This is a genomic window from Agriterribacter sp. (genome assembly GCF_035445465.1).
In the GTDB taxonomy this organism is placed as follows: Bacteria; Bacteroidota; Bacteroidia; order Chitinophagales; family Chitinophagaceae; genus Agriterribacter.
The window spans coordinates 1-25,158 of record NZ_DAOMQT010000038.1 but is presented as its reverse complement, the minus strand read 5'-3'; the positions used below and the strand labels follow the sequence as shown (position 1 = coordinate 25,158).

Below are 25,158 nucleotides of genomic sequence, written 5' to 3'. Positions count from 1 at the left end.
GAACCGCTCTCGTAATTAGTGTTTAAACTGTTGAAATTCAGCATTTTTATTAGATGGCTGATAAAGCGGTTTTATCGGGAGGATCCATTCGGCTTATGCCGGGTTTAAAAATAAACAAAAAAAAATGTGAATTGTATTTTTTTCTATTATATTTGAATTAAGTACAAATGTATATACATACTTAATCTGTGTTTGGCGCTGAACCATTATTAAATAGACAAACGACGTCTGTATGTTATTGTGAAAAGTGAAACAATAAAACCGCCCGCCTGCCCGACTCAGCCACTCAGGCGGGGATGAACCCTGCCCGGATCTGTCAGGCGGGTGTTCGGACGGGGTGAAAGAAGTTTTCGCTTCTCATGCCAGGCTTTCCGGCTGGCGGGTTTCATTTTTGACACAGCACCTGTATGCTGCTTATATCAGCTATCTGTCCTGGTTATAGAATAAATACCCTAAAAAATGCTGCTGACTGAACGGAAACCCTTTTTTTAAAAAATTAATTGCTTGTTATGAACTTAAAACTCCTGCCGCACAATTGGTGTACAGCCATTGGTATACTTTGCGGAATAGCATTTCCATTTCTTTTGTGTGCCGCGCCGATGGCAAACAATAAAGAACGTTTGCCAAAGCATGCAAAAGAACCACCCGGCGCCAATGTATATAATACTTCTTATTTTCAGGATATATCCATTTCCGGTAAGATAACAGACGAAAACGGAATGGCTATAGCAGGAGCCAATGTGCTGGAAAAAGGTACCAGCAATGGTGTTATTTCGGATGCAAACGGAAATTACAGCTTAAATGTAAAGAGCAGAAACAGCACGCTGATTATTTCTTTTGTGGGTTATGCAACCAAAGAAATAAAGGTGGGCGCTCAGTCAAGCATAAGCATACAGTTAGAATCTATTTCAAAAAGTTTGGATGATGTTGTTGTGGTCGGGTACGGTACACAAAAAAGATCTGAGCTTACCAATGCCGTGGTACAAACAACCGGCGCGGAGGTAAAAAAATCAATGAATCTTTCTGTGTCCAATTCTTTAGCCGGCAGACTGCCCGGTTTATTTGTATCCCAGCAAAGCTCCGCTCCTGGTTTTGATGATGCACAGATACTGGTTAGGGGAGCCAAAACCTACAGGAATACTTCCGCCCTGATAGTAATAGATGGTGTAGCCAATGCAGACCCGGATGGCTTGAACAGATTAGATCCAAACGATATCGAATCTATTTCTGTTTTGAAAGACGCATCAGCCGCCATTTACGGTGCACAATCTGCCGGCGGTGTTATACTGGTTACTACAAAACGTGGTAAGTCGGGAAAAGCCGCATTTGATTTTAGTACCTCATTTGGATGGCAATCGCCCGCGGCGAAAGTAAAATCAGGAGATGTGTTTGAATACATAAATGTATTAAACAAAAGAAGAGAACTGGAAGGCACTACGCCGGATTTCCCGCAGGAAGTAATTGACGCGTTTAAAAATGGCACAAGAAGGGCAGAGAACTGGTATGATGCACTGGTAGACGCACCTGCTCCGCAAAACAGGCAATCCATCACCATGCGGGGCGGCACCGATAAAATAAGATATTTTGTATCGCTTGGTACGGCATACCAGGGGGGTATTATGAGGGGAGATAATAAAACGCAGGTTAAACAATACAACGTAAGAAGCAATATAGATGTTTCCGTGACTGATAATTTTGAAGTTGGCTTTGACCTGTCGGGACGTGAAAAAAATACTGAGCTACCACAGAGTGGTCCCGGTGGAGATGTGGGCGCTTTTGCAAGTGTGAGTCCGCTGCAGGAAGCATATATCGGAGGAGATTATCGTTATCCGGGCGAGGGATGGTCGCACCTGAATCCTGTAGCAAGATTACTTAGCCCTGGCTACAGAAAGTATAAAGCAGATATTTTGAGCGGTACCATTCGTTTTAAATGGAATATTCCATATGTGAACGGACTGACATTGGATGGATTTTCGAGTATAGTTAAAACCTTTAATTATGACAAGGTGTTTAATTATACCTGGCCATATTATGAAAGAGTTCCTAATACGGATTCAATTGTAGAGAAGCAGTCCAGAACGGTTGAGGATATCGGTTTGCGGGAAGATTTTTATCAAAGCCAGAGAATTACCAACAACATCAAGCTTTCTTATAACACAACAATTAGCAGTGATCATAAGATTGGAATTTTTGTTGCTTATGAACAAATGGACTACAAAACCAATAACTTCTGGGCACAACGCCTGGGTTATGATTCTCCGTTACTTGATCAGTTATTCGCCGGCAGCCCTAATCGCAACAACTGGAATACTGATGGAAGAGCAGCAGAAAGCGCCCGTCGCAATTATTTTGGGCGCGTCAGCTACGAATTCCAAAGTAAATACCTGCTTGGGTTCAGTGCCCGTTATGATGGTTCGCCTATCTTCCCTAAAGATACCCGGTATGGCTTCTTTCCACAGGCTTCTGCTGCATGGGTAGTCAGCAAAGAATCTTTTATGCCGGAAAACCTGTTCAGTAACTTTAAAATAAGAGCTTCATGGGGACAGTTGGGCAACGACAGGGTAAATCCTTTCCAGTATATTGGAGCATTTGGTTATTCGGCAGGATGGGTTGTTAATGGAGTAGATGCCCGCGGCATTGCTGCCACGTCAACACCCAACCCGAATATTACCTGGGAAGTAAGTGAAACAACCGATCTGGGTTTGGAATTGGGTTTTTTGGAGAACAGGTTAACATTTGAACTGGACTTATACAAAACCAAAACAACCAATATTCTCGGAAGAAGACAGGCTTCAATTCCCGGGTATACCGGACTGATATTACCTGACGAGAATATAGGAAGAATGGATAATAAAGGATTTGAAGTGCAGGCTGGATACAGACAGAACGTAGGACAGTTAAATATAATGTTAAATGCAAACCTTGCCTATACCGAAAATAAAATCATTTATTTTGATGAAACGCCCCAGGCTGAACCATACCAGAAGCTGGAAGGACAGCCCTTAGGCTCTGGCCTGGTATACAAGGCAATAGGCATTTACAGAACGGAGGCAGACTTAGATAAATACCCTGGCTATCCTGGTGCTACAGTGGGAGCATTGATCTTTGCCGATCTCAACAATGATGGTGAAATAACCAGCAATGACCAGTATATGTTTAATACCACGGTAAATGCCGGTGCCGTTCTTCCAAAAATGCAGTTTGGATTCAACATTGGATTGGACTACAAAGATTTTGATTTCTCCCTGCTGTTCGCAGGACAGAGCGGAGCTAAGTGGCGCCTGAGCAATGGATTTAATTCGGGCGCCAACGGTAATGGACTGCGGTATGTAGCGCTGAATAGTTTTTCATTAGACAATACAAATGCTGAGCTTCCGATGATTTCTCCAACCGGGTTCGCGGGTTCCAACAGCGATTTTTATTATCACAGTTCAAGCTGGCTGCGTTTAAAAACAGCTCAATTGGGATATACACTCCCTGGAAACCTGATGTCAAGATTCAAAATTTCAGCATTGAGACTGTATGTATCCGGAGATAATCTGTTCATGGTATTTAATAACCTTAAAAAATACGGCGCAGGTGATCCGGAAACCGCACCGCAAACCGGGAACGGTGGTGTATATCCTATAATGAGAACAGTAAGTGCTGGTCTTAATATTACTTTTTAATAATAGTCGTATGAAATATCTTTCTATGGATAAAGCAATGAAGAAAATCGCGCTCTTATCGCTGATTTGCGCTACCACGGTTATTTCCTGTAATCGGGACCTGCTGGATAAAAAGCCACTGGATGCCATATCTGAAGACGCCGTTTTTGGTGACGCCACTTTTTTGCAGAATTACGTGTATAATATTTACAACGGTATTAAACCGCCATGGAGCCCCGGCTCAGGTGGCTTTGAAGCTTTAACAGATGTAGCAGTATCGCAGCCCGAAACACACGACAGGGCTGCGGGCATCCGCGAATACATAGATGGTATCATCACCCCGGATAATATTACCGATCTTACCAACATCTGGAATGAAGAATATAGTTATATCAGGAAAGCAAATATCTTTTTTGAAAAGGTAGAGACTTCTGATATTGATCCGGCCAAGCTTGATCCTATGAAAGGTGAAGTACATTTTTTGAGAGCATGGATGTACTTTGAGTTAATGCGTAGCTATGGCGGCGTTCCAATCATTACAAAAAGTTTTAAGCTCGATGAAGAAAGCTTTGATACACCCCGCAACACCTACGACGAATGTGTTGCATTTGTATTGAGCGAATGCGATGCAGCAATATCGTTGCTGGATGGCGTACCGGTAAATGAAGGGAAGATCAGCAAAAACGCGGCATTAGCTTTAAAAGCAAGAGTATTATTGTATGCAGCGAGCCCTTTAAATAATCCAACCAATGACAAATCAAAATGGCAGGCAGCAGAAGTGGCAACCAAAGCAGTTATAGATGCCGGCTATGCTTTGCATGCTTCAACGGCAGACTTATTTATAAAACCATTAAAAAATGACGAGACCATTTTTGGGAAATCGTTTACTCCCGCCACCAGGATACCGGACTGGGGTTATAACTACGATTACTGGCCCTCCGGTTTTGATGCAAGGCAACGTTTGATGCCAACGCAAAAGTTTGTCAATATGTTTCAAATGGAAAATGGCGAATATCCCTACCAGGCAGATGGTATAACGGTAAATGCAGCTTCGGGTTATGATCCGCAAAAGCCAAACGATAACAGGGATCCGAGGTATTATACTTCTATCCTCTATCCTGGCGCAGGCCCCGTTTTTATACAGGATGGGTCAAAAACCACACACAGGGTTTACGAATATTGGGAAGATGCTAACCCCAATCCCGACAATGCACCTCCTTATGCAAACCCCAATAAAGTAGATCCCGAAAACGGGCAAACACTTTTCGACTTTGGCCGGGATTCCAAAACCTATTGGGTAAAAGGCCTAACGCCATTTCACTGGAGAGTGCAAACCGGATATACATTCAGGAGATTGCTTGACTTTGACGGCCCCCGTGCAAGCTTTGATTTTAACTATAACCAGGTAACTGTGTTTATGCGGCTAACAGAATTTTATTTAAACTATGCTGAAATACAGATCGCATTGGAAAACGAACCGCTGGCCCGTGAATACATAAACAAAATAAGACAAAGAGAGGCTACCAATATGCCGGATATCACCAGTACGGGCGCAGATCTTGTGAGAGATTACAGGAATGAAAGGGCAATAGAATTACAGTTGGAAGATCAGCGTTTCTTTGATCTTATGCGCTGGAAAGCAGCCCCGGGTAATATTGATATTCCGATCAGGGGGCTTACCAGTGTTAAGATGGATTGGACCGGCGCTCAGGCAGGCGATCTTTTAGGTAAATTGACCTATACCTATGGTGTAATACCTGAAGCGGAAGTAAGAAAGCCGTGGAAAGGAGATCATTACTACCGCTTCCCTATTCCCAATGATGAAATTAAAAAGAGCAATGGCGCCCTTGAGCAAAATGAGGGTTACTAAAATGCAGCTTTCAGTTTAATGCATTACGTTTAGACGTTAAAGCAAAATGGCGGGGCGACCTGCCATTGGCTTTTTTGCAATGTAAGTCGTGAGTTTATGCGGAACCCTGTATCCTGCTGAAACTTTTTATTGAAGAAAAATAAATAAGCTCAAAAGATCAATATGACAAAATTATTTTTTTTATGCCTGTTAACAATTTCAATAACGGGATATGCAACAGCAAAGCAAAAACAGGATACCTTATGGCGCATCGGGGTGGCCGATCATTCGGCAAATGAATTTGCTTTGGCTCCGGATGGATTCAAAAAATTTATTGAGTATGATTTCGGCTTTGAAGATAAATTCTTCCTGGTAGGACATTCCCGTGAAAAAAATGACTTTCCTTATGTGATTCCGGGCCCGGCGGATACATGGGGCGGCACCTGGCCAACTTCCGGATGGCGTACTAACCAGGTTAATATTTTATTTGGCGTAGAAGATATGCCTGCGAAGGGAACCTATACACTCATTATTGAACTCTCTGATTATGCTAAGAAATTTCTGCCGCTCATCAAAATATCCATCAATAATCAATCTGTAAAACAACAACTAACCGCAACGGGATATGATCTGAGCACACAAAAGTCTCCCTCCTTAAACGAGCCTTATGTAGATACACTTTCTATAACCGGTAATGTTAAGCATGCAACACATAAAACAATTGAAATTCCGGTTGAAAGCGGGGTAATAAAAAAAGGAGGCAATTGCATTACCATAGAAGTATTGCAGGGATCCTGGATAATGTTTGATGACATCCGTCTGGAAGGCAATCGGTTAAAGATTGAAAAGCCTGGTAATTGTTTTGTACGAAATGTAAAAGCGGCAAACTATGCATTATTACAGGAAGGAAAAAAAGTGCAGCCGCTTTTGGTTAATGTCGAACACCTGCAGGGTCTGCCTGGTTTAAGCGTTGAACTGGATGGAAGAACAATATTTAAGGAGCGCCTGGAAAAAGGTAATTATGAATTTGAAGCACCAATGCCCGCGGTTGAAACAGTACAGCAAAGTAAATACAGGATATTGGCAGATGGAAAGTTAGTGGAGGAAGGTGTAGTGAAACGCTCTGCCCAAAAATTGCAAACACCGGCCGATTACGTGGATACGCGTATAGGAACCGGACATTCCCGATGGATGATTGCACCGGGACCGTGGATGCCCTTTAGTATGGTTAAATTAAGTCCGGACAATCAAAATGCAGGGTGGCAGGCAGGTTATCAGCCATCGTATGAGAGCATTGGCACTTTCAGCCACATACATGAATGGACGATGGGAGGCTTGGGTGTTTTTGCATCCAACGGTACATTAAAAACAACCATTGGCGATGAACTGCTGCCTGGTTCAGGCTACAGGTCTGCTATTGATAAAAAAACGGAAGAGGCACCCATCGGGTATTATAAAGTGCAGCTTAAAGATTATGACATTAAAGCTGAAATGACTGCTACTACACGTTGCGGATTGATGCGGTTTACATTTCCAGCCAACAGGGATAGTTCACGCGTTCTTGTGGACTTACACATTCCATCCGAATATGATTATCAGTTAAAGAAAATCAGTGTTCGCAAGGTCAGTGATTACAGGATTGAAGGTTTTGCTCACCAGTTTTCACCCAATGTTTGGAGTAGAGATGCCGATCAGGACTACACTGTGCATTTTGTTTTAGAGTTTGATAAACCTTTTCAATCCATCGGTGGCTGGACCAACGACAGTGTTAGCTACGGAGACCATTTCTTTGCGAAAGATATAAAAAACGCAGGCTTTTTCCTTCAGTTTGATGCAAAAGCAAACCCGGTTGTACAAATGCGATCAGGCATTTCATTGGTGAGTATTGACAACGCTGACTTAAATTTAAAAACAGAAATAACAACGCCTTTCGGATGGAATTTTGAAGCGGTAAGACAGCACCAGTCTCATGAATGGAATGATATTTTTAACCGGGTTAACATTACAACAACGAACAGGCAGGAAAAAGTACGCTTTTATAATTCAATGTACAGGTCCATTTGCAGCCGCAATACCTGGAGCGATGTTAATGGCCAATGGAGAGGAACAGATGGCAAAGTACAGCAACTGAAAGGTGCAGATGATGTTGCTTTGGGTTGTGATGCTTTTTGGAATACATTCTGGAACCTGAATCAAATGTGGAATTTAATAACACCCGAGTGGAGCAATCGCTGGGTAAATTCCCAGCTCGCCATGTACGATGCTTATGGGCGGTTGGCAAAAGGCCCGGCAGGTATGAATTATATTCCCGTAATGGTAGCGGAACATGAAATACCGATGATGGTTGGCGCTTACCAGATGGGTATACGAAATTTTGATGCATCGAAACTGCTTGAGGCAGCGATCAATATGCAGACCATTCCGGCGACAAAAATCCATACCGGTTTTGCAGGTAACCGTGATTTAACGGAATACATGAAACATAAATATGTTCCTTCCGATAAAGGCCGCTTTTCTAATTCAATGGAATATTCTTATGACGACTGGACAGTTGGGCAATTGGCTAAATCATTAGGGGAAACGGAGCTCTATAAAAAATTTAACGACCGTGGTTATTGGTGGAAAAACGCCATAGACGAAGATGGTTACTGTCATATGAAATTGAGCGACGGAAAATGGGTGCCCGGTTTTGATCCTTTTCGCAGCGGAGCCAATGAGGAATATGTTGAAGGCAATGCATGGCAGCTCACTTTTTTTGTTCCCCAGGATGTGCCTGCGTTGGTGAACCTCGTAGGAAAGAAGAAATTTATTGACAGGTTAGAGTGGGGATTTGAAGCCAGTGCACCATGGCGTTACAACGGAATGAACGATCAATACTGGAATTACCCGGTGGTGCAGGGAAACCAGCAGTCTATGCATTTTTCCTTCCTGTTTAACTGGGCCGGAAAACCCTGGTCTACTCAAAAATGGACCCGTTCCATTTTGGAACGGTATTATGGCTATGGTATTGGGAATGCTTATCTGGGTGATGAAGACCAGGGGCAGATGAGCGCATGGTTTGTAATGGCCGCGTTGGGATTGTTCCAAACGGATGGAGGATGCAGCAATAATCCAATATATGAAATCGCAAGTCCGCTTTTTGAGAAAATAGAAATTGACCTGGGCAACAGGTTTGGACGGGGTAAAAAATTTGTAATAGAAGCGAAAGGCGCATCACGCAGGAATATGTACGTTCAAAGCGCGGTGCTAAACGGAAAGGAATTAAAGTCCTTTTATTTTCCTGCATCCGAATTGTTAAAAGGCGGTTCCTTAATTATGCAAATGGGAGCAACGCCTAATAAGAAATGGGGAATTGATAATAAATAACACTAAAAAAATGAAGAAACATTATTTACTGTTGATGTTGCTGGTGATCAACCTGGCAGTTTTAGCACAGGAACGCCAGCCTTTCGACAAAGCATTGTCCGAAAAAATAAAGAACAATGAATACTTTCATTTTGTAAAAGCCAAAGCCCTTGAAGTAATGAAAATCGGGTTTAATGCCGGTGACGGTTACCGTGAAGTGTGGATCAGGGATTACAATACGTTCATTGAACTCGCTGCGCAGGTGTATGAGAAAGAAGTGCTGAAAGAAAACCTGTTGGTTTTTCTGAGAATGCAGGGAGAAGATGGGGATATTATTGATGGGTTCACCCCGGTAAAAAAAGTGGGCGAAGTTGAATATGATTTTATCTATTCCCCGCTGGAGCCACGTTATGCCGGTCATAAAAATACGGTGGAAACCGATCAGGAAAGTTCACTGGTTCAAAGCATATATAAATATGTTCAATTAACCAACGACCCTACCATACTGGATGAAATGATCGGCAATAAAACAGTTGGTGAGCGGCTCGTTTGGTCCATGGAATTCTTAATGAATAAGCGTTTCAACAGACAATACGGGTTAATTACCGGCGCCACTACGGCCGACTGGGGCGATGTGCAGCCGGAACACGGGTGGGGCGTTGACATAGATGAAAATACGCATCCCGCTATTGATATTTATGATAACGCTATGTTTATTATTGCATTGAATAATTTAATGGAAATGCTCCCTGCAACCAAACAAAAATGGCAACCCATAAAAAACAATATTGCCCAAAACAGCAGAAAACACCTTTGGGATAAAAACAGGCAAAAGTTTATCCCGCACATCTATTTAAAAAGCTCTCCTTTCCCTGCGGGATTTGATGAAGATGAAATTTATTATTTTGGAGGTACGGCTATTGCTATAGAGGCAGGGTTGTTAAGTAAGGAAGAAGTGAAGATTTCATTAGACGAGATGATCAAAAGAGTAAAACAGGCCGGTGCGGCCTCTATTGGACTAACGCTGTATCCGCCATACCCGGCAGGTTATTTCGTCAATAAGATCATGAATCCGGAATACAGCTACCAGAACGGTGGCGACTGGACCTGGTTCGGTGGCAGGATGATCCAGCAGTTGATCAAATACGGGTTTGTAAAAGAGGCGTATGAACAGGTATTGCCAATGGTAAAGCGGGTTAAAGATAACAATGGTTTTTACGAATGGTATTCTATTGATAACAAACCACGGGGATCTGGAACATTCAGGGGCGAAGCAGGTGTTTTGTACACTGCGATTGTGATGTTCGAAAACTTAAAGTAATAAGGTGAGGCATTTAAATCCTTTCCGCCCCAGTTCATGTCACGAACCGGAAGTTGGAAGTTGGCTCGTATGCACACGAACCAGGCATTATCATACATTTTTTTGCCCCCACAAATATGCAGCGCCAATGAGCGCGGCATTTTCTCCCAATTGGGCAGGCACCAGCATACAGGATAACCTGTGTTTTCGTATTACTTCTTTGCAAAAGGGTTTAAACAGATCCCAGGCTTTGGCTATATTTCCCCCAATAATAATTCTTTCGGGGAAATGATCAGAAAACCGGTTTTTCAATACTTCACCTAATGTATAACCAAATTCTTCAAACAATTTCCTGGCATCCACATCATCATTGGCCAAGGAAGCCAGTTCTTTTACCCCGGTAACTTTTTCTTTTTTTCTTTTTGCATATTCTGATATAAACCACCTTGAGCTTAAGAATTCTTCAGCCCTGCTTTCGCGAAAAGGGAAGCACCAGAGATCTCCCTCGTGGAAAAAGCCATTCTTGTACATTGCCGAACCCAATCCTGTTCCCAGCGTAATGCCGGCAACATGATTACAGTCTTTTCCCGCACCTGCTTTCAATTCGCCTGCCAGGTAAGCAGTGGCATCATTCATCATACGAATGCTGTTGGAAGTTATGCGCAGTTCAGCAGCGAGCAATTGCTTTACGTTCAACCCGTACAGGCATTCATATTTATGCAAACCGGTAATAAGGCTGATGCCTTTCTCATAATCAAAAGGGCCGGGCATAGCAATACCCACGCGGACGATGCTGCTCCCATGCTGTTTGGCACAGGCGGCTATGGTTTTGGCCCATGAACGGATGACATGCTCCTTATTTTGCAAAGGATCTATTTCTCCCCGCACGCAGGTGCCCTCTATAATTTGCCAGGTATTTGTGTCAACCATGCACGCTGTGATATGCGTGCCGCCAATATCAACTCCAATAACCAGATTGTCCATCGCTTTTTGTTGATTTGCATTTAAGGTGTACAGGCGGGAGGCAACGCCGTTGTTCCCCATTGTTTGTTGGGTTTATCACCCATCCACAATTCCAGTATTCCACCCCTGGTAAAGGTGTCATGACTGAACCAGAAATTATCCAGCGGTTGATTATTCAACTTCGCGGATTGTATATAACAATGCTGAGCGCTGTTGTTATAGGTTTTAATCACAAACTTTTTACCCTTGTAATATTTCTTATCCAATTGGATCGTTACTTCATCAAAAACCGGTGAAGTAATCTCATACACCGGCTGCTGTGCCTGGTTACCCATAATGTCGAACAAGCCAATTGCCATCAGGGCGCTTACGCCTCCCATTTGTCCCTGGTCTTCATCGTGCCCACCATAACCAAGGTCTGGCGTTACGCCTCCATAAGCCTGCGCTTTCACCCGTCTAACCCAGTATTGTGTAAGCCAGGGCTTGCCGCCATAGCTGAATACATGCGCGTTGGAACATCCCGGCTGATTGGCATAGCTAACGTAACCACTGGTGTAACCATATACAAAGTCGTTCGATTGCGATTGTTCAAATGCATGGTTCAGCTTATTGCAAAAGCTGTCTGCTCCTCCCATCTGGGTTACCAGTTCAGGAATAGCATGCGATACTCCCCAGGTGGCCTGCCAGGCATTTGCTTCCACCCAGCCTCTACCGCTTAAAGGATCTTTGTGTATAAAATCGCCTTTTTTGTTTTTGGGAAATAATAATTTTTGCTCCGGGTCAAAACAAAGCTTCCATCCATCCGATCGGTTAAGAAAGAAATTATAGTCTTTTTTCTTTCCCAGCTTAGCCGCCATCTGCGCTATGCCCCAATCCTGGAACGCCGCCTCAATGGTAATGCCTGCGTTATCCGGCCACCATCCATTGCGGGTGTAAAAATTAATGTCTTCACTGCTGCCGAGCATGCCACCCGGCAGGTGATTCCGCTTCACTACTTCATAGGCGTGATTGGCATTTGTTTTAGTCAATAACCCTTTCATGTATGTACTTACGATGAGATTAGAGGCAGGACAACCCGTCATGATATAGGAATAGCCACCGCCGGATGGCCCTCGCGGTAACAGGTAACCATTGTTGGCATATTCAATCATAGAAGAGGATAGTTCATCCATCATTTCCGGCCATGCCAAACCCCACAATATATTCAGGTTCCATTGGGTAAGCCACCACGCATCGGAGTTATACATGCTGAATCTTGGCTTACCTGAAGCATCTTTGGGAACCGTTTTTATTTTAAAAATGGCATCTGTAAAATTGCCTTCTCTTTTGCCGGTAGTGCGGTCGGGATAATCACCCGACAAATCACTGATTTTTTGCCTGCCCAGTAATACATGCCATAAGTCTGTATAGAATTTTATCTTCTGTTCACGGCTGCCTCCCTGTACGTCTATTCGCCCAAGCCATTGGTTCCAGGTAAGTTGCGCCTGCTCTTTTACATTACCAAAGTCCCAGGTGTTGCATTCCTGCTGCAGGTTATTCCGCGCATTTTCTATAGTGGTATAGGAAAGCCCGATTTTCATTTGCAGCTCATCTCCTTTGTTGAAGCTGTATGCAGCCGCCAGGGTCAGGCTGTCGCCGCTCGCTTGACTGATATTTTTTATTGTTTCATTACCCTGCCATGCGTCGAGCGATGTAAAGGGCCTATCGAACCTAATAACAAAAAATATGCGCACATCTTTTGGCCCGCCCCAGTATCTGTTTATGGAACTGAAAGATCCTTCTATCGCAGTATCGCTGATGCGGGTGATTTTTGCATCGGCCATGGTGCTGTTGGACACATGGCCAGACAGATTAATGATGATCCTTCCTGCAGTTTTTTTTGTATAGCGGAACCTGTAATAATTCACTCTTTCAGTAGCTGTTTGCTCAACCCATATTTTATTGTTCTGCAGCATCACCCGGTGGTAACCGGGTTGCACGATCTCATCATCGTGACTAAACACAGATTTCCAGCCTTGTTGACCTTCTGCAGGATTTTCGTGTTCAGACGCAGGCATGATCTCTATCCCGGACATCATCCATGCATGAATTTGTTCAAAACCCAGGATCTCTTTTTCATTGTAGTTATAGCCTCCGCCAAACTGATTTTTGTTGCGTGTTAGGGGAGCTGAACTGGCCATTCCAAATGGAAGGCTCCCGGTAATAAAAAAGAAATACCTGCCACGGTTGGTTTCAATATACGGATCCACCCAGGAAACATAATCCTGCGCCTGTTCGGGAGAAGGAAATACTTCTATTTCGGAAAACCCTATATCACGTCCTGTGGCATCCGTTACTACAAACTTTACCCACTTCACCCTGCGGGCCGTAAATGAAATCGCAATGCCGCTTCCGTCGGCCGGTATCTGGCTTACCCATAGTATACTGCTGTCGCTGAACATTAGTTTGCCTCCGGCAATGTTTTCCTTTAGCGAAGGACGATCATATAATACTACTTTATTAATCGACTGCGGTTGTTCCCATTCTAATTGTATCCATGGCAGCCGGATATAGCCCCAGTCAGTGGATACTCCTTCACATGCCCATTCACCCTTGCCATCCACACCTATCCAGCCATCGGTTGCATTTTGGGCAGCATACGTTTCACCGGCAATGGTACTCACAGTAACTTTTGCCAGCGGAGCAATATTTCCAGGGCCGGCATAACTAAAACTGCTGATGCAGGTTATAAAAGACAATAAAAAAAGGGTGCATTTCAAACTGTCGAGCTGCGTTGTTTCGTGTAGGCAGTGAAGACCTGCCTGCCGCCCATGGCAGGCCGCCCCGGCTGGTGGGGACACCAGCCGGCGACAATTTGAAATGCATCCTAAAAAAATACGGCAGAATTGCTTCATGTTTATATTTTTAGTATGGCGATACTATAAAATCCGAACAGTATGGCTCATAGCGTATAGCGGTGGTTGTTATTCATATTTCAGCTTTATAAACCGCGGACGGTATAAGTGGGGGAACTTTTTATATCCCCCAAAAAATCAAAGGAGTTGATATTATAACTGATCAGTAATTCACCGGGTTGTGAAAGCACAGGATGCGCCTTGGCATTGTAAGGAAAAAGGTTAGGTGAATCTTTCAGATCATCCTTTACATCATATATGTCTGTAATGGGCCCGAAAGGGCCGGCGGGTGATGCTCCAACTCTTACTGCTACATGGGTTCCGATCGCATCTTTTTGAAACACCATCAGGTAACGGCCATCCGTAAGTGGTGTTACACTCATTTCATTGGATGCGCGGTTTGCAATGGGCTGAATGGCTTTTATGTCGGCCGTCCAGGATTTGCCATTCCAGAATTTCCATTCATTAAATTGTTCAATAGCCTGCGGCAGAATCCTTGCTGTTATCACCTCTTTGTTTTTTCCTCTTACGCCATATATATACAGGTATCCATCGGCGTTAGGCGCACCGGCTTTTTTTGTGTTAACCAGTATGCCGGCGCCAAAAGAACCAAGAGAGTCAGCATTTTCTCCCTGGAAAAAAGGAATTTCCATTTGTGTTATATGCTTGAACGGAGGCTTATCGCCTGCAGGTATACGAATGAGCGTATTGCCGGTTTGTTTAAAACCAAACACAGCCTGCCCGGGAATATTTTTAATGCGATAGCCGAAAATATAGATATCATTATTCCTTTCCGTATTTACAAATCCATCGCCCAGCCAGTAATATTCTCCCTTTTGAGTAACAGGGGTATTGGGTACAAATACGGATGAAGGATGATGACCGGCGTTTTTATTCCAGTAAAATTGAAGTGCCGAGCTGTCGGGCCTGCCTCCTGTTAACAGTGCTACGCTGTTGTTGATCATGGTAAAGCCCGTCTCCAGTGAATCATTAATGTCGCCCAGCAAAGTATCACTAAACCATATCAATACACTGTCCTTATTTCCGTTGGCTCCTTTCTCAAGCCCGCTTAAAGCAATTGAATATATTCCGTCGCCACCGAACCAGCCGTGATTTCTTTTAAACAGTGCTGTCCATTCCGGCGCAGGAACGGCTTTAAATTTCAGCTCAGGAGAAAGTTGTTCATCCTGTTTTGCCTGTGTGAAACAACCGCAGTTTAAAGCTGCCGTAAAAAAGATGGATAGAATGATAACAAGTAATCTTAGTATGCGCATCCCTTATAATTGATATGTTATTCCACAAACGTGAAATGATAAACGTGAGATGATAGAGATGAGAAGATAAACGTGAGAGATGAAAATCAAAGCTTTGCCTTCTTACATCTCTCTTCTCCCGTCTCCCGTTTCTCGTTTTCCATCTCGCTATTGACCATTCACTATCACTACCCCTTCCTCCACATCTCCTGTATCTGTTCCAGTGTTTTCCCTTTGGTTTCGGGCACCACTTTCCAGATGAAAATAAATGCCATTACAGAGGTTATCATGTATATCCAGAAAGTATAAGCGCTGCCTATTGACTCCAGCAGCATGGGAAAGGTTTGTGATACCACGTACACCGAGAGCCATAAAAAAAATATAGCTACACCCATCGCTCTGCCACGGATATGATTGGGAAATATTTCCGCTACCACTACAAATGTGAGGGGGCCGAGTGAAATGGCGAAAAATGAAATGTACAGCAGGATCCCCGCCAGCACCCAGTACCCCCCGGCAGATTCCGTATAGAAAGCCAAACCAACAATTGCCAGGCAAACCGCCATGCCCGCCGAACCAATTAGCAGTAATTTTTTTCGTCCCAGCTTGTCTACATATTTTATGGCGATAATTGTAAGCAGCAAATTAATGCTGCCCACCCACACAGTTTGCATCAATGCCGAAGAAGAGCCGCTTCCCGTAGCCTTGAATATCTCCGGTGCGTAATACATAATTACATTGATGCCGGTGATCTGCGAAAAAACAGATAATACGATGCCTATAAGCAAGGCTGTGCGCAAGCCGGGTTTCAGCAGGTCAGAAAAAGGCGCTTGCTTCTCTGTTAATGATTCGCGGATGGAAATGATTTCTTTATCAGCATTTTTCCTGCCATTTACCCTGGCAAGTATGCCATCGGCTTCATCCCACCGGTTTTGTTTTGCCAGCCAGCGCGGACTTTCAGGTATCGGGAGCAGCAGAAAAATAAATACAAGAGAAGGAACCAGGCCAGAGCCAAACATCCATCTCCATCCCGCATTTACGTTCCAGGCGTTATCATGTAAGCCTGCAATACCTGCATTTACAAAATAGATCAGCAGGATACCGGTTACGATCCCCAACTGGTAAATAGATATGAGCCGGCCCCTGATAGCGGCCGGGGCTATCTCCGAAATATACATGGGCGCCAGGATAGAAGCGATACCAATGCCTATGCCGCCAATGAAGCGGAACAAAATAAAATATTCAATGCCCGAGGGAATAAGTATACCGATGGAAGAAATGGCGAAAGCAAAACCAGATATCATCAGCACTTTTTTTCTGCCCAGCTTGTCACTGAGTATTCCGGCCAGCATGGCGCCTGCCATACAGCCAATCAGGGCACAGGAAGCCGCCCATCCTGTCATAGCCGGGGAAAGATTATATTTTTCCTGTATAAAACCAATAGCACCTGCAACCACCGCGGTGTCATAACCGAAAAGCAGGCCACCAACAGCCGCTACAAAAGTGTACTGGTATACGTATTTCAAGCTATAATTTTCCATACATCAATTGCTGTGATAATCGCCAAGGTTTTCTGTATTTACAAATGCTTTTATCGTGCAACATGTTGTGCCCTCGCCCTCGCCATATGGACGAACTGTATATACGCCCACAGCAGCCGGTACAATAAAAGTTTCCGCATAATGCACTATAAAGGGTTTAAAAGCGTCGTCCGGACTTTCCACAACAACTTCCCTGCCTTCTACAAGATTAAGTATATTCACAACGCCATTGGTATTGTGATAAACCTTTCCTGTGAACCAATGCCTTCTTGTTTCTATAAAAGACCCTTTATGGAGCCCTGTTCTTTCTTCAACCCATCCATCTCCTTCATCCACTTTTTGTACCTGATTAAGGATATTGTTTTTGGTCCATTGGGTTGTGCGATCCCACTGAATGGAGTTTTGACCATGCTTCAGTGAAATGGGCCTTGGTTTTCCATCCATACCCATTCTTCCCCAATCCCACAACTTAAATGTAAAAATGTAAGGAGTGGCGCTGATTTCAAGAACCACACTGTTGGCGCCCGAGCAATGCACCGTTCCTGCGGGGATCAGTACATGTTCGTGTTTGCGGATCGGCCATTTTTCTACATACTGATCTGCATCAAACGTTATTTTTTTTTCCTGCGCGGCTTCCAGGTCGCTGATCATGCGTTCCGGAACAATTCCTTCTTTGAGTCCGAGATACACAAATGAATCATCCTGCGCTTCCAAAAAATAATAACTTTCATCCTGCGTATAAGGCATCCCGAATTTTTCCCGGATATATTCTTTTAACGGGTGTACCTGCAGGCTCAGATTTCCGCCGTGCATCGTATCTAAAAAATCAAACCTTATGGGAAACTCCGCTCCGAAAGCTTCAAATACTTTGACGCCCAGCAGTGCTTTGGGCTCACTAAAAACAAGATTGATGGAGGGCGTTTCAAACAAAATGTGATCAAAGCGTATCAGCAAACTGTTTTCTTCCGGCACGCAATCAAATCCCCATGCAAAATTTTTTTCTGTCCTTTCAAGATCACAAACCTCCTTCAACCACTGTCCTCCCCAGGGCCCGGGATCAAAGAAGGGTACCACCCTGAAGGGCTGTTGCACGATTTCTTTCAATGCATCCTGTAATGCCGATCCGGATATCATTTTAGGATCATCGGGGTGTGTGGTATCCAGCACATAATCAGCCAGGGGCAGTAATTCTTTTTTTAGCCTGTCGCATACACGCCAGTCAACAAAAAAAGCTCTTTTATACTGGTATGAAAATGCGTTGTTGAGGTTGTCGGCTCCGAGGTTACTGATTTCATTACGTCTGAACCGCAGCTGAATTTCCCAGCGGGGCATATCTGCATACACCAGCATATGCGGCGACTCATACACGAGAGAAGCCCCTGTTCCATAAATGCATATTGCGCCTTTTTTCTTTTTAACCTCCTGCTTTAGTTGTTCCAACCGCTCCGGGTGAAAGAAGCTTTTCATGCCAAGCGATGTGATACGGCCAAAAACAGGATCATCTGTAACATAGGGATCTACTAATTGTTCAACCTGTCCTGCATCAAGCATAGCGGTATGCACCGGAATGAACTGTATGGTATTGTTGGTGTGTTGCTTTAACTGTGTAACCAACTGATCCGTTAAAACGCCATGGTAGCATTCAATAATGATTATGCAGGGTTCTTCCTCTTTTTTCTGATGCATACGACTTTGCATCTCACCTGCTATTTCATCCCAGCCGGTATATCCGCTATACCCGTGCACTGTTACTTCCGGAAACTTATCAAAATTAGAATTATACAAATTGTTTCTTTTAAAGTGATAATCAATAAGGACAGCATATTCGGAGGAAATCCCGTATTAAAAACCTGCGACTGAATAAAGCAAAAAAGCAATCCGGAGGATTGCACGCGTTATAAAAAAGTGCTCACTGGTAATCGTTGTACGATAAAAGAATTCCGTTCATTAAATATATACTTGTGTACCTGCATATCAAATTTAAAATTGCCATTGTCTTCCTGAAGCAGGCAATTCGGTATCCTGGTGCAGATCTGGATGAAAATGGTGCCTGGTTATTTGACAGAAAATCGTAGATTTATGTCTGTATGTCCATACATATCAAATGTAGAAACTTTTTTATTCATTCCCAATTATTTTTTATTTCTTTTTTGAATCCATCATGACGTATAGCTGCATCCTTTATGCCATTTGAATACAGCGTTATTTGTTTTCGGTAGATGGCTATAAATGATGTGACCATTATTTAACGATTACGCGATATAAAACCTTTTTTGTATGAAGATGTTACTCAGATACCATGCTTTTCTTTTGTTGCTGCTGCCATACAGCTTACCTGCTCAGAATTTGCTGAGGTATGTTGATCCCAATATCGGCACAGCACATAGCCGATGGTTTTTTTACACTCCTGCGGCAGTGCCCTACGGGATGGCCAGGCTGGCGCCGTCTACCAACGGACATTATGGCAATGCATCGGGATGGGAAGCGGTAGGATATGACACCAGGCAAAACTCTATTGAAGGGTTTGTGCATTTTCATGAATGGCAAATAGGTGGGGTTAGCTTTATGCCAACAACCGGAGCGTTAAAAGTGAAGCCGGGGAAATTAGAAGATCCATCGGGTGGTTACCGGTCGCATTTTAACAGGAAGCATGAGGTTGCTGAACCCGGCTATTATAAAGTATTGCTCGACGATTACAATATTACTGCTGAACTAACCGCTACCAAAAGAGTGGGTTTTCACCGTTATACCTTTCCTGCAGACAGCCGGTCGCATATTATACTGGATATTGGTAACAAGCAGGGAGAAAGCGGTGAAGTAACCGATGCTGGTATACAAATGATTGATGATACTCATTTTGAAGGTTTTGTGGTAACCTATCCCCAATATCTTCGTTTGTATGATCCTGAAGGTAAAGTGGCAATGTATTTTTATGGTGAGATCAGTAAAAAACCCGAAAGTGTAGGAGCGTTTACCGAACACAGTATCCACGAGAATGCTTTATCTGCCAAAGGAAAAGGAGCCGGGCTATTTTTAAATTATCAAACCACCGCAAATGAAAAAATAGAAATTAAAGTGGGGCTTTCTTATACTTCCACTTCAAATGCAAAAGGGAATTTAATGGCGGAAGGAGCAGCACTTTCTTTTAATGACGCCAAAACGAAAGCGCAAAACGTTTGGCAACAGGAACTGGCCAAAATTGTAGTGGAAGGAACAGATGAGCAAAACAAGATAAAGTTTTATACAGGGCTGTACCATGCCTTATCGGGCAGGGGCATAGCCAGTGATGTAAATGGCGCTTACCCGATGCATGGCGGACGGGCAGGTCAATTGCAATCTGTCAACCCAAATGAAAAACCAGAATTTATGAATACCGATGCAATATGGGGAGCGTTTTGGAACATCACCCAGTTGTGGGCGCTCTCTTATCCTGAATGGTATAGCAATTATGTAAACACGCAACTGCAGGTTTACAGGGATAAGGGATGGTTTGGCGATGGCATTGCCAACAGTGAATACGTATCGGGCGTGGGAACAAATTTCGTTGGACTGGCCATTGCAGGGGCCTACCAGGCGGGAATACGGAACTATGATGTAGCACTGGCTTATGAGGCGGTTAAGGCCAACGAATTAAACTGGCGCAACAGGAAGGTGGGATCGGGAAAGATGGATACCAAAGCCTTTGTTGAACACGGCTTCGTTCCCTATCTTGAAAAAAATACAACAGATTCCACCGGGTCGCATTTTTCTGCTTCGCATACACTTGAATATAGTTTTAGTGCTTTTGCCGCCGCTCAAATGGCCAAAGCATTAGGCAGGAAGAAAGATTACCAAACGCTGATCAGGTACGCCGATGGCTGGAAATCTGTTTTTAATCCGCAGTACAAACTCATGCATCCCAAAAAGGCCGATGGAGCTTTTATAGACGATTTTAATCCGCTTGAAGCATGGAGAGGTTTCCAGGAAGGGAATGCCATACAATACACGTTTTATGTACCGCATAATCCTGCTGCGTTAATCAGTGCTATAGGAGAGGATCAGTTCAATAAACGCTTAGACAGCATTTTTCAATCTTCGCAAAAAGATGGTTTTGGTGGTGGTAAAGAAATAGACGCCTTTGCCGGGATAAAATCACTTTATAACCACGGTAACCAGCCCTGTTTACATATTAGCTGGCTCTTTAATTTTTCGGGTAAACCATGGTTAACCCAAAAATGGACAAGATTGATCTGTAATGAATTTTATGGAACAGAACCCATTCACGGTTATGGTTACGGGCAGGATGAAGACCAGGGTCAACTGTGTTCCTGGTATGTAATGGCCGCCCTTGGTTTGTTTGACGTAAAAGGATTTACCGATGCGAAACCAATTGTGGAATTCGGCAGTCCTTTATTTGACAAAGCCACAATTACATTAGGCAATACAAAGACACTGGTCATTGAAACAAGAAATAATTCAAGGGAAAACATGTACATACAATCGGCTCAGTTTAATGGAAAGCCATTGAATAATTGCTGGTTGTACAGGGAGGATCTGATGAAAGGGGGTAAGCTTTTATTTGCAATGGGAAATAAACCCAACATGACTTGGGGCACTAAAATACCGCCTCCGTCTGTGCAATAATTTAAATTGCACCTGAAATCAAAAAAGCCTTTTGCGCTCCATGGCAAAAGGCTTTTTAGTAGTATTAACACTTGGTTTTTATCGTTCCAGTTGAAAACTGTTCACTTCATCCATTGTTAGTCCCAACGCTTTGGCAACGCCCTCGTCATAAGCGGGGTTGGCCTTATAGCAATTTAGGATGTGGCGGATCTGTATAAATTTTTGAGCGCCACCAACCTGTGCGGCTGTATTTTTATAGCAATTCTTTCTTATCATTGGTGAATAAGCGGAAAAGGTTGCCGGGTTGTGAATAATAATCATTATCATCTGCCCTGTAGTCCCCGGCGGTAGCATCACCATCAAGTGCAAGTGGCGGTTCTTTGTATTCGGGCTGCCGGCAATGTTGATTTTGTAGGAAAGGAGCATGTGCATAAAGCAGAGATCTGATGGACCGGTAATGGAACGAATTAAGTATAATGTATTAAACCGAAGATTGGATCTGTATAATAATTTTAGAAATGGATAATAAACAAAAAAATAGCAGGATCGTTCGTGTGAACATATCCGTTATAGTAGTAGTAACGTTACTTGCAGTATTGGCTGGATGTGAAAATAATGATCGTACTGCTGATCCAAATGCAATAGTTAGATCAGTGCGGGTGCAATTGACGAACCAGGACAGCAATGTCATCAAAACTTCCTGGCCTTCTATCGGCTGCTGGTTTTGGTTTAAAGAAGAATTTGAGGGAGAAGGATATAAAAGGTTTATAGATCTGCATGAGAAATATTCTCCTTTTGAATTGCTCACCACCAGTTTGCGCTACCCGGGAGATCTAACAGATCCGAAAGTGCATGACCGTATAAAAGCCGCCTCATTGTATGCACGCAGTAAAGGAATGGGTTTGGTGATGGATCTGGATATCCGCCTGGCGCGGGATAGCTTTAAGGAAAAGTATCCTGACGAACTGCAGCAAATCATCCTGTTAAGAGAATTTCCCTTGCATAAAGCCAATACGGCTTCTATTGGCGTTAAAGGAAGGGAGTATGATGACCATTACACGTATGGCAGAAACCCTTATGAGCCTGTAGCTACAAAAGTACTGCGGGTATACAATTATAGTAAAGAAGACGGTTTGATTAAATCCGGAACGGTAAAAGATATAACGGCAACCGCTACTTCTAACGCAACAAAAGACAGTGTACATATTACTGTTGATTTTGATGAGGCGGACAGGGGTAAAACCGCTTGTGCGCTGGTTGCGGTTACTTTATATACACCCGATGTATTTGCTCCTCATATATTGTCTTATCAGCGTGAAATACTACAGCAATATGCCGATGCTTCGCTGGCAGGCGCCTGTAAGGATGAATGGGGCTTCCCGGGCAGGTTTACTCCGCAAACCAATGATTTATGGTACTCTTCTTTTATGGCGGAGGTGTATGAGCAACAGCGGAATGGGAGAGATTTATTGAGAGATATGTTGCTGATGACTTATGGGGAAACAGGTGCGAAAGCAGATAGGATAGCCGCCGTAAATCATTATATGGAAATGTACTGGAAGAGAAACGGTGAAATAGAAACGGATTATTATCGTGCTATAAAAGAAATATTCGGTAGCGACGCCATGTCAGGCACGCATCCTACGTGGTTCCCGTTTCCTGATAACAGAGAAATTTTCAAAAATGGCTTAAGCTGGTGGGTTTCCAAAAGAGATATTGCTCAAACAGATGAAGCTACTCCCTTTAGTGTAAGAACGGCGCTTGCCAAAAAAATGCAGAGCCCGTTATGGTTCAATATGTATTACGACAAGGATGTGAATGTATATCATAAAGATATCTGGAGAGCAGCTCTGGCCGGTGGCCGGTTAAACTATCATCCGTTGTGGCCGCATCCTATTGATAAGCTTACTACCTCTTTGTTAGAAGACAGTGTGATGATGGCAGAAAGCCGGGTAAAACTATTAAACTATATTTCAGCAGCATCGCCCGATTGTCCTGTAGCAGTAGTATTCGGTCATCCGGCAGCGCTTAACTGGAACGATGGCGCAACGTTTGCAGATGTAGGACTTAATATTGCCAACGGTTTGTGGAAAGAAGGATATTATACAGATTTAATTCCCGGCAGCGAGATCGTAAACGGGTCGCTGAAAATAAATGCTGACGGTAAAATTCAATACGGGCCACAACAATATGAAGCCGTAATTTATTATCATCCCGAGTATGACCAGGAAACAGTTGCAGCGTTTTTTAATAAAGTGGCTGCTGCAGGTAAAACCAGTGTATACAGGGTGGGCGAATGGACTGTCAATTATGACGGACAACCATTTGATGGCATAGCGGCAATGGGTAATGCTGTTAGAAAGGCGGACACGCTTTCTGCGGTTACATCTGTAATAGCAGCATTGCAGGCTAAAAACATACTTCCTCAAACTAAAGGTGATGTACACACCGTTGCCGGTTTCCCTTCGTCTGTAATGCCAAAGGCAAGCGGGCAGCTCCGGTTAATTGATGGAACACTTATTGTTGTTTCTGGTGAGCATAACCTGATGGGAGATTCAATTAATCAGTCAGTTCAGGCAGATGGTCATGCCGTTTATTTTGACGCGATAGGCGTTGCAGCAGTACGCTTAAACAAAAAAGGAGAAGTAGAGGCGTTGGCAGGGGGCGGACTGAGATATTTTAAGACCCAGCATCTTTCCTTTGAATTACCCGACCGTACAGACCTGGTATTGTTTAAGGAAAATGGGAGTTGGCGGGGAATAATTCAGGGCTTTGACGGACCATTACCGGAGGCGCTCACCAACATCACTAAAAATTGGGTAAGGATAAGATTGCCGGAACGATACAATCCGAAGTAATAAGAGTTGTCATTATTAGGGTGCTGGTATTTAAAAAATATCTAAAGGAAGCAATCCGCTACAATCATTTACTCATAACGAAAAACGTTGTAATAGTTTTGCAATAGGCCTGCAGAAATCAATAGAAAATAGCTTTCTTTAGCCTTACCTTCTGTAACCCAATTCCGCACCTCCGCTCACTGGTAACGCACAGCCGGTGATGAACCGGGCTTTTTCTGATAATAAAAATACGCAGGCATCAGCTATAACATCCCCTTCGGGGCAGTATCCCAGCGGATGAATAGTGTTGATGTATTCGTCTGCACTATTTCGGTCTGGTTGCTGACTTGCCCAATCCTGAACCGCAGGTGTCCATACCCATGCGGGGCAAACTGCATTTACGCGTATATGATATTTAGCATAATCCAAAGCCATAGATTTTGTTAGGGCAGTTATACCCCCTTTGGTTGCTGAATATGCTGCATGCATTTCCTGGCCGATATCACCTACCAGGCTACTGGTGTTGAGTATGGAACCCTTACTTTTTTTCAAAGCTTCAAGTCCGTATTTTGTAGTCAGATAAATACTTTTAAGATTAATATTCATTAAATTGTTCCACTCTTCTGTTGTTGTTTCATGAAGCATGACAGTGGGTGTTACAATGCCGGCATTGTTGTGAATAGCATCAAGTTTGCCGTAGTGGGCCAGTGTTTTATCAATAGCGCTTTTTACTTCCGCTTCAATTGATACGTCACATGGAATAGTTATATGGACATGATTACCAATCTCATCCAATATTTTTTCGAGACCCGGTTCATGATTACTTGCAATTGCGATAAACGCTCCTTCCTTTGCATACGCTATTGCACATTCATAGCCAATCCCACTGGATCCACCAGTTAGAAATAAAACCTTATCTTTTAATAG

General features: G+C 43.5%; 13 protein-coding genes. 6 read left to right on the top strand and 7 right to left on the bottom strand.

Features of this window, described 5'->3' with window-relative positions; translation table 11 throughout:
- The first annotated feature begins 509 nt into the window (after positions 1-509).
- From PLE34_RS15890 to PLE34_RS15875, 4 genes are all read left to right on the top strand, one after another.
- Positions 510-3,668, top strand: a complete 3,159-nt coding sequence (locus tag PLE34_RS15890; RefSeq protein ID WP_324558533.1) for a SusC/RagA family TonB-linked outer membrane protein — start codon at positions 510-512, stop codon at positions 3,666-3,668.
- Between the two features lie 10 nt (positions 3,669-3,678).
- Positions 3,679-5,517: a RagB/SusD family nutrient uptake outer membrane protein gene (locus PLE34_RS15885; protein WP_324558531.1), complete on the top strand. Its 1,839-nt coding sequence runs from the start codon at positions 3,679-3,681 to the stop codon at positions 5,515-5,517.
- Between the two features lie 162 nt (positions 5,518-5,679).
- Complete coding sequence (locus PLE34_RS15880) at positions 5,680-8,862, top strand: GH92 family glycosyl hydrolase (protein WP_324558529.1); 3,183 nt, start codon at positions 5,680-5,682, stop codon at positions 8,860-8,862.
- Positions 8,863-8,872: 10 nt separating this feature from the next.
- Positions 8,873-10,162: a glucosidase family protein gene (locus tag PLE34_RS15875; RefSeq protein WP_324558528.1), complete on the top strand. Its 1,290-nt coding sequence runs from the start codon at positions 8,873-8,875 to the stop codon at positions 10,160-10,162.
- A 90-nt stretch (positions 10,163-10,252) separates the two neighbouring features.
- Here the strand turns inward: PLE34_RS15875 and PLE34_RS15870 are convergent, their stop codons facing one another.
- The 5 genes from PLE34_RS15870 to PLE34_RS15850 all read right to left on the bottom strand — a co-directional run bounded on the left by PLE34_RS15870 (position 10,253) and on the right by PLE34_RS15850 (position 18,577).
- Positions 10,253-11,185 carry an ROK family protein gene (locus tag PLE34_RS15870; RefSeq protein ID WP_324558526.1) on the bottom strand — a complete coding sequence of 311 codons (933 nt, stop codon included), beginning with the start codon at positions 11,183-11,185 and terminating at the stop codon, positions 10,253-10,255.
- Positions 11,146-13,842, bottom strand: coding sequence for a GH92 family glycosyl hydrolase (locus PLE34_RS15865; protein WP_324558524.1), 2,697 nt, complete (start codon positions 13,840-13,842; stop codon positions 11,146-11,148). The genes PLE34_RS15870 and PLE34_RS15865 overlap by 40 nt, the downstream gene beginning before the upstream one ends.
- A gap of 242 nt (positions 13,843-14,084) precedes the next feature.
- The gene (locus PLE34_RS15860; protein ID WP_324558523.1) at positions 14,085-15,272 is read right to left on the bottom strand and encodes a DUF5005 domain-containing protein; all 1,188 of its coding nucleotides are present in this window, start codon (positions 15,270-15,272) and stop codon (positions 14,085-14,087) included.
- 167 nt (positions 15,273-15,439) lie between these two features.
- On the bottom strand, positions 15,440-16,792 hold the full coding sequence (locus tag PLE34_RS15855; RefSeq protein ID WP_324558521.1) for a sugar porter family MFS transporter: 1,353 nt from the start codon (positions 16,790-16,792) through the stop codon (positions 15,440-15,442).
- A 3-nt stretch (positions 16,793-16,795) separates the two neighbouring features.
- Positions 16,796-18,577, bottom strand: a complete 1,782-nt coding sequence (locus PLE34_RS15850) for a class I mannose-6-phosphate isomerase (RefSeq protein WP_324558520.1) — start codon at positions 18,575-18,577, stop codon at positions 16,796-16,798.
- Between the two features lie 492 nt (positions 18,578-19,069).
- Between PLE34_RS15850 and PLE34_RS15845 the strand changes: the two genes are divergently transcribed.
- On the top strand, positions 19,070-21,415 hold the full coding sequence (locus PLE34_RS15845; protein WP_324558518.1) for a GH92 family glycosyl hydrolase: 2,346 nt from the start codon (positions 19,070-19,072) through the stop codon (positions 21,413-21,415).
- A 78-nt stretch (positions 21,416-21,493) separates the two neighbouring features.
- Here PLE34_RS15845 and PLE34_RS15840 read toward each other — a convergent pair whose 3' ends face one another.
- Positions 21,494-21,670: a hypothetical protein gene (locus tag PLE34_RS15840; RefSeq protein WP_324558516.1), complete on the bottom strand. Its 177-nt coding sequence runs from the start codon at positions 21,668-21,670 to the stop codon at positions 21,494-21,496.
- 242 nt (positions 21,671-21,912) lie between these two features.
- Between PLE34_RS15840 and PLE34_RS15835 the strand changes: the two genes are divergently transcribed.
- On the top strand, positions 21,913-24,252 hold the full coding sequence (locus PLE34_RS15835; RefSeq protein WP_324558514.1) for a hypothetical protein: 2,340 nt from the start codon (positions 21,913-21,915) through the stop codon (positions 24,250-24,252).
- A gap of 144 nt (positions 24,253-24,396) precedes the next feature.
- Here the strand turns inward: PLE34_RS15835 and PLE34_RS15830 are convergent.
- On the bottom strand, positions 24,397-25,158 hold a 762-nt coding region (locus PLE34_RS15830; RefSeq protein WP_324558512.1), incomplete at its 5' end, for an SDR family NAD(P)-dependent oxidoreductase.